Source organism: Mesorhizobium sp. M7A.F.Ca.US.005.03.2.1 (genome assembly GCF_003997795.1).
Taxonomy (GTDB): Bacteria; Pseudomonadota; Alphaproteobacteria; order Rhizobiales; family Rhizobiaceae; genus Mesorhizobium; species Mesorhizobium ciceri.
Genome location: NZ_RZRP01000277.1, coordinates 1 through 7,115 on the forward strand (window position 1 = coordinate 1; position 7,115 = coordinate 7,115).

Consider the following 7,115-nt stretch of genomic DNA (forward strand, 5'->3'; position numbering starts at 1 on the left):
GCGCATGCTCGACCCGCTGGTCGTCGGCGACGAGCATTATGGCGTCGCCCGCCAGGTGCAGTCGATCCTCCAGCGCTACAAGTCGCTGCAGGACATCATCGCCATCCTGGGCATGGACGAGCTGTCGGAAGAAGATAAGCAGACCGTGGCCCGCGCCCGCAAGATCGAGCGCTTCCTGTCGCAGCCCTTCTTCGTCGCCGAAGTGTTCACCGGCGCCCCGGGCAAGCTGGTCGACCTCGCCGACACCATCAAGGGCTTCAAGGGCCTCTGCAACGGCGACTACGATCACCTTCCGGAAGCTGCCTTCTACATGGTCGGCGGCATCGAGGAAGCGGTCGAGAAAGCACAGCGCCTCGCGGCTGAAGCGGCGTAATCAAGCGAATAGCGAATAGGGAGTAGCGAATAGGGAATATGGGCCGGCGAATTCTTCTTCTGACTACTCGCTGCTCGCTATTCGCTATTCGCTAAATTGATCATGGCTGAAGCTTTCAAGTTCGAACTGGTCTCGCCGGAGCGCCTGCTTGTTTCCGAGCAGGTTGAATCCGTCGTCATTCCGGGAGCCGAAGGCGAGATGACCGTGATGGCGCATCACGCGCCGGTCATGACGACGATCAAGCCGGGTGTCGTCACCGTAAAGACCGCAGCGGGCGGCGAAGAACGCTATGTGGTGTTCGGCGGCTTCGCCGACATCGTTCCGGCCGGCTGCACGCTGCTGGCGGAATCGGCTGTCGCGGTGAAGGATGTCGACCGCGCCGATCTCGCGCGCCGCATCCAGGAAGCCAAAGAAGACGCCACTGATGCCAAGGACGACGAGGCTCGCAGCAAGGCGGAACAGTTCCTTAGCCAGCTCACCACGCTGGAAGGCGCCATCCTGCCGGCTTGAAATTCGGTTCGATGAAAGAGTAAAAAGCGGGGCCTTGCCTCGCTTTTTTGTTTAAATGCCCAAGGCTGCGAAAGCCAATGTCGGGCCGTCTCGTCGCAGGTGGACGAGATGCACGGCCACGAGCTCGATCAAGGTCTGGCGCTCGGCATGGTCCCTGGCGAAGCCGGCGAGGTCGAACACCGCGGTCACGGTTTCGTTCGCCGGCAGTTGCTCGCCCAAAAGTGCCGTCAACGCCGCGTCGAGCGGATCCGTGAAATGGCCCTCCGGCAAGGTTTTTCCTCGTGCGGCGCAAGCAGCGATCCAGGCAGCCACCACCAACGTGAGATGGACCAGCTCGGTACCGGCTTCTAGACATTCGATGGCGGAAGCGACGATGCGCTGCGGCAATTTCTGGCTGCCGTCATTGGCGATCTGCGCCGTACGGTGGGCAAGTGCAGTGTTGGCAAAACGCTCAGCGAGCTCCGCGGTATAAGCGCTCGTGTCGAGCCCGGCATCCTCGGGCAGGGTCGGGATGGCTTCGGCCCACAATGCATCGACGAATTGCCGGATCGCCGGGTCGGCGAAGGCGCGGTCGACGGTGGCATGACCGCTGAGCAGGCCAAGATAGGCGATGGCCGAATGCGAGCCGTTGAGCAGCCTGAGCTTCATGTCCTCGAACGGGCCGACGTCGCGAACCATGGTGACGCCGAACTGTTCCCAGTCCGGGCGGCCCGCTGGGAAATTGTCTTCGACCACCCATTGGCAGAACGGCTCGGTCATGACAGGCCAAGCGTCCTCGGCACCGAGTTCTTCAGCGATCCGCGCCCGATCGGCATCGGTGGTTGCCGGCACGATGCGGTCGACCATGCTTGAAGGAAAGGCGACCTGATGGGCGATGTGATCGGCGATTCTAACGTCGCTCTTCACGCCATGCTTGGCATCGCGCAATTCGGCGAATTCGGTCAGCAGCCGATGCAGCGTGGCGCCGTTGGCCGGCAGATTGTCGCAACAGAGCACGGTAAAGGGCGGCGTGCCGGCGGCGCGTCGCCGGGCAAGCGCCTCGGTCAGGAAACCATGCGCTGTCTTCGGCATCTGCGGATTGGCCAGATCATGGGCGATATCGGGATGAGCAGCGTCCAATCCGCCGCCAGCCGCCCTCAGATAGGCCTTTTCGGTGATCGTAAGCGTGACGATGCGGGTGCGCGGATCGGTCAGCGCGGCCAGCACCGCGCTCGGATCCTCCGGCGCCACCAGCATCGCGGTAATCGAGCCGATGACCTGAAGTTTTTCGGTTCCACTGCTTCTGATCGCCAGCGTGTAGAGCCCATCCTGCGGCGTGAGTGCGTCGCGCGTGTCGGCGCTGCGCAGCGAAACGCCTGTTATGCTCCAATCCGTCTCGCCGGCCGCCAGGCAATCGTCGACATAGGCGGCCTGGTGGGCGCGATGGAAGGCGCCGACGCCAAGATGCACGATGCCCGGGACGATGCGGCTGCGGTCGTACGAAGGCGTCGCGATCGAAGCCGGCAGTGCGCGCACCGTCTTCGTGGAAAGGCGTTCGGTGGTCGTGGTGCGACTGGTCTGGTCGGATGACATGAGTGGCCTCGGCAGGGATCGGCAAAGCGGCGTAACATTCGATTTCCCGCCACACAATGGGCCGAAAAGTCATCATACAACAATCTAATTTTTGTATGTTGACATTATTTCTTGCCGCCCCTACCGATAGCGGCCCTGGGAGGATTGCCGTGCCACTGACCGATGCGGATTTGCTGTTTCCCGCCGAGGCGCATTCGCGCTCGGTTGCCCGCGATCTCTATGCCGGGATCAAGGACCTGCCCCTGGTCAGCCCGCATGGCCACACCGATCCGCGTTGGTATGCGCTGAACGAGCCGTTCCCGGATCCGGCGCAACTGCTCATCGTCCCGGACCACTACATCTTCCGCATGCTGTTCAGCCAAGGCGTCCGCCTTGAGGATCTCGGCGTGGCGACGCTGGACGGCGCGCCTGTCGAGACAGACGGCCGGACGATCTGGCGTCGTTTTGCCGAGCACTATTATCTGTTTCGGGGCACACCGACCCGGCTGTGGTTCGATCATGTGCTTGCCGATCTGTTCGGCATCGACGAGCCGCTGACCGCAGCGACCGCCGACCGCCACTACGACACCATCGCGACGCTGCTGCAGTGGGAGAATTTCCGCCCGCGCGCCCTGTTCGAGCGCTTCAACATCGAGGTCATCGCGACCACGGAAGGCGCGCTCGACGATCTCAAATGGCACCAGATGATCCGCGACAGCGGCTGGCAGGGCCGTGTGGTCACCGCTTATCGGCCGGATGCCGTCGTCGATCCCGACTTCGAGGGGTTTTCAACCAATCTCGACCGGCTCGGCGAGATCACCGGCTGCGACACCGGCAATTGGGCAGGCTATCTCGATGCGCATCGCCAGCGGCGCGCCTTCTTCAAAAGCTTCGGCGCGACCTCGTCCGACCATGGCCATCCGACGGCCGAGACCGCCAATCTTTCGGATGCTGCAGCGCAGGAGCTGTTCAATCGCGTTCGCCGTGGCTCCGACGACGAGCGCGAACGGAAACTGTTCCGCGCCCAGATGCTGACCGAGATGGCCAAGATGAGCCTCGACGACGGGCTGGTGCTGCAGATCCATCCCGGCTCCTGGCGCAATCATTCGTCGGCTGTTTTCCAAAAATTCGGCCGCGACAAGGGTTTCGATATCCCGACCCGGACCGACTATGTCACGGCGCTGAAGCCACTGCTCGACTGCGTCGGACTTGAGCGCGACCTCACAATCGTTCTCTTCACGCTCGACGAAACAAGCTATGCGCGCGAACTGGCGCCACTTGCCGGTGTCTACCCGGCGCTGAAGCTCGGGCCGGCCTGGTGGTTCCACGACAGCCCGGAAGGCATGCGGCGCTTCCGCGAGATGACCACCGAGACCGCCGGCTTCTACAACACCGTCGGCTTCAACGATGACACCCGTGCCTTTCCCTCGATCCCGGCGCGCCACGATGTGGCGCGGCGGGTCGACTGCGCGTTCCTGGCGCGTCTCGTCGCCGAGCATCGGCTGCGCGAGGACGAGGCGCATGAGCTGGCGCGCGAGCTTGCCTATACACTTGCGAAAAAGGCCTACCGGCTCTGAGCCGGGCGTTTTGGTTTCATAGGGAGGAAGTCATGTTGCATCTTTCGAAATTGACGGCAGTAACATTCGTTTTCGGCTCGTTGCTGGTCGGCATCGCCAACGCCGAAACCGTGCTGCGGTCGTCCGATACCCATCCCGACGGCTATCCAACCGTCGAAGCGGTCAAATATATGGGCGAGCTGATCAAGCAGCGCACCAATGGCCGCTATTCGGTCGAGGTCTATCATTCGGCGCAGCTCGGCGAGGAGAAGGACACGATCGAGCAGACGCAGACCGGCGTCATCGATCTCAACCGCGTCTCCATGGGGCCGTTCAACGGCATCGTTCCACAGACCGCGGTGCCGTCGCTGCCCTACATGTTCCGCTCGGTCGAGCATATGCGCCATGTCATGGACGGGCCGATCGGGGACGAGATCCTGAAAGCTTTTGAGACTCACGACCTTGTCGGTCTCGCCTTCTACGATTCCGGGGCACGCTCCTTCTACAACACCAAGAAGGACATCACCTCGATGGCCGACATGAAGGGCATGAAGTTCCGCGTCATCCAATCCGACGTGTTCGTCGACATGGTCAATGCGTTGGGCGCCAACGCCACGCCGATGGCCTATGGCGAGGTCTATTCGGCTTTGCAGACAGGCGTCATCGACGGCGCCGAGAACAACTGGCCGAGCTTCGAATCCGCCAAGCATTTCGAGGTCGCCAAGCATTACACGCTCGACCAGCACCAGATCGTGCCCGAGGTTCTGGTGATGTCGAAGGCGAGCTGGGACAAGCTCGCCCCGGAAGACCAGGCGATCGTGCGGCAGGCGGCCAAGGACAGCGTCGTCAAGATGCGTGAATTGTGGGACGCGCAGGAGAAGAAGTCCCGCGACATCGTCGAGAAAGCCGGCGTCAAGGTCAGTGAGATCGACAAGCAGCCGCTGATCGATGCGATGAAGCCCGTCTACGAGAAATATCTCTCGACCCCCGAGTTGAAAGATCTCGCCGCGCGCATCCAGGCGACCAAATAATCCGTTCGCGGCAATGGTGGCGCGAGCTTGCGCGCCACCGTCCAGGGGGAAGCGCGCATATGAAACCATTCTGGCTGGCAATAGAACGGCTGCTGTCACGGCTGGCGAGGCTTGCGCTGTGGGTCAGCGGCATCGGCCTGACGCTGATGACGGTGATCATCTTCTGGCAGGTGTTCTCACGCTATGTGCTCAACAGTTCGCCAAGCTGGACGGAACCCTTCTCGGTGATTTTGATGGGGTGGTTCATCTTTTTGGGCGCGGCCGTCGGTGTCCGCGAACGCACGCATCTGGGCTTCGATGTGCTGCTCTATTTCCTGCCGCCCGCCGCAAAGGCGGTACTGCGCAGCATTTCGGATGTCGTCGTGCTCGCCTTCGGTCTCGGCATGATCGTCTACGGCGCCCAGCTCACCCGGCTGACATGGAACACGGTGATGCCGTCTCTCGCTTTCCCGGGCGGCGTCAGTTTCCTGCCGGTCATCCTGGGCGGCGCGCTTGTCTGCCTGTTTTCGCTCGAGCGGCTTGCCGGGCGGTTTGCCGGACTGCCGGTCGATGCCGATCAGTACGCCACGGGCGAGGAGGGTCTTTAGATGGCATTGACGGTTCTGTTCGGCACCTTCGTCTTTCTTCTGATCATCGGCACACCGATCGCCTTCTGCCTCGGTGTCGCCAGCTTCGCCACGGTTCTGGTGCTGGGGCTGCCGCCGCTGGTGGTGTTCCAGCGCCTCAACTCCGGTGTCAGCGTGTTTTCGCTGATGGCCATCCCGTTCTTCATCTTCGCCGGTGACCTGATGGTGCGCGGCGGCATTGCCGCTCGCCTTGTTGCGCTCGCCGGGGCGTTGGTCGGCCACCTGAGAGGCGGGCTCGGCCAGGTCAACATCGCCGCCTCGACCATGTTCGGCGGCATTTCCGGCTCGGCGGTGGCCGATGCCTCGGCGGTCGGCGGGCTGATGATCCCGCAGATGAAGGCGCGCGGCTACGGCGTCGATTATGCTGTCAACATCACTTCGGTCGGCGCCATCATTGCGCTGCTGATACCGCCTTCGCACAACATGATCATTTATTCGATTTCGGCCGGCGGCCGGATCTCGATCGCCGATCTGTTCACCGCCGGCATCATACCGGGCCTGCTGCTGGCGCTATCTCTGATGGTCACGGCCTATTGGGTCGCCAGCCGCCGCGCCTATCCGACCGAGCCGTTCGCCGGCTTCGGCAGGGCGCTGCAATTGCTCGTTGCCGCAATTCCCGGGCTGATCCTGATCGGCATCATCTTCGGCGGCGTTCGCTCCGGCGTCTTCACCGCCACCGAAAGCTCCTGCATCGCCATCGTCTATGCTTTCCTGGTGACCCTGCTGATCTATCGCTCCATGAGCTGGAACGACTTCGTCACCGCGACCACCGCTGCCGTGCGCACAACCGCAATGGTGCTGATGATCATCGGCTGCGCCGCCGCCTTTGGCTGGCTGCTGGCCTATCTCCGGGTGCCGGCCGCTCTGGTCGCCTTCCTGCAGTCGGTATCCGACAACAAGCTGGTCATCCTGCTGTTGATCAACGTCGTGCTTCTCATCCTCGGCACGTTCATGGACATGTCGCCGCTGATCATCATCACCACGCCGATCTTCCTGCCGGTGGTCATGGCCTACGGCGTCGATCCGGTGCATTTCGGCGTGATCCTCATTCTCAATCTCGGCATCGGCTTGTGCACACCGCCGGTGGGGGCAGTGCTGTTCGTCAGCTGTGCGATCGGCCGGATCCCGATCTGGACGGCGATGCGTTCGATCTGGCCATTCTATGGGGCGGCTTTCGCTGTGTTGATGCTTGTCACCTACGTGCCGGAAATTTCGTTGTGGTTGCCGCACCTGTTCCACTAGAGCAGTTCACGGGAACGGCGAACTGCTCTAACCCTTTGTTTTGACGCAATTCCGGACGGAAACCGTTTCACATTTTTCCTGGAATTGCTTTAGGAGACCATTACGTGTCCGCTGCATCCGCCGATCTCAGGGTCGAGAGAAAACCCAAGCTGTCGGAGACCGTCGTTGCGGCGATCCGCAAGCAGCTGCAGGCGGGCGAAATCCTGCCTGGCCACAAATTGCCAAC

Annotated in this window: 6 protein-coding genes and 2 pseudogenes; 7 read left to right on the forward strand and 1 reads right to left on the reverse strand. The window is 62.1% G+C overall.

What is annotated here, in order from left to right:
- Together EN991_RS16790 and EN991_RS16795 are read left to right on the forward strand one after the other, a co-directional pair.
- A pseudogene (locus EN991_RS16790) lies at window positions 1–373 on the forward strand (F0F1 ATP synthase subunit beta); the annotation flags it as partial.
- A 102-nt stretch (window positions 374–475) separates the two neighbouring features.
- Window positions 476–883, forward strand: a complete 408-nt coding sequence (locus tag EN991_RS16795) for a F0F1 ATP synthase subunit epsilon (protein WP_013529039.1) — start codon at window positions 476–478, stop codon at window positions 881–883.
- A gap of 51 nt (window positions 884–934) precedes the next feature.
- On the opposite strand, the gene EN991_RS16800 is transcribed toward EN991_RS16795, so the two are convergent.
- A complete protein-coding gene (locus EN991_RS16800; protein ID WP_127369162.1) occupies window positions 935–2,455 on the reverse strand; it encodes a mannitol dehydrogenase family protein in 1,521 nt (506 codons plus the stop codon).
- A 95-nt stretch (window positions 2,456–2,550) separates the two neighbouring features.
- Here EN991_RS16800 and uxaC point away from each other — a divergent pair, with 95 nt between their 5' ends.
- The 5 genes and pseudogenes from uxaC to EN991_RS40915 form a co-directional block, all read left to right on the forward strand.
- Window positions 2,551–4,011 (forward strand): glucuronate isomerase, encoded by a 1,461-nt coding sequence (gene uxaC / locus EN991_RS16805; RefSeq protein WP_164753770.1) that lies wholly within the window; start codon window positions 2,551–2,553, stop codon window positions 4,009–4,011.
- 32 nt (window positions 4,012–4,043) lie between these two features.
- Window positions 4,044–5,021 carry a TRAP transporter substrate-binding protein gene (locus EN991_RS16810; RefSeq protein WP_024504231.1) on the forward strand — a complete coding sequence of 326 codons (978 nt, stop codon included), beginning with the start codon at window positions 4,044–4,046 and terminating at the stop codon, window positions 5,019–5,021.
- A gap of 59 nt (window positions 5,022–5,080) precedes the next feature.
- The gene (locus EN991_RS16815) at window positions 5,081–5,608 is read left to right on the forward strand and encodes a TRAP transporter small permease (RefSeq protein ID WP_013529043.1); all 528 of its coding nucleotides are present in this window, start codon (window positions 5,081–5,083) and stop codon (window positions 5,606–5,608) included.
- The gene (locus EN991_RS16820) at window positions 5,609–6,889 is read left to right on the forward strand and encodes a TRAP transporter large permease (protein WP_013529044.1); all 1,281 of its coding nucleotides are present in this window, start codon (window positions 5,609–5,611) and stop codon (window positions 6,887–6,889) included.
- 104 nt (window positions 6,890–6,993) lie between these two features.
- Window positions 6,994–7,115 (forward strand): annotated as a pseudogene (locus EN991_RS40915) (FadR family transcriptional regulator); the annotation flags it as partial.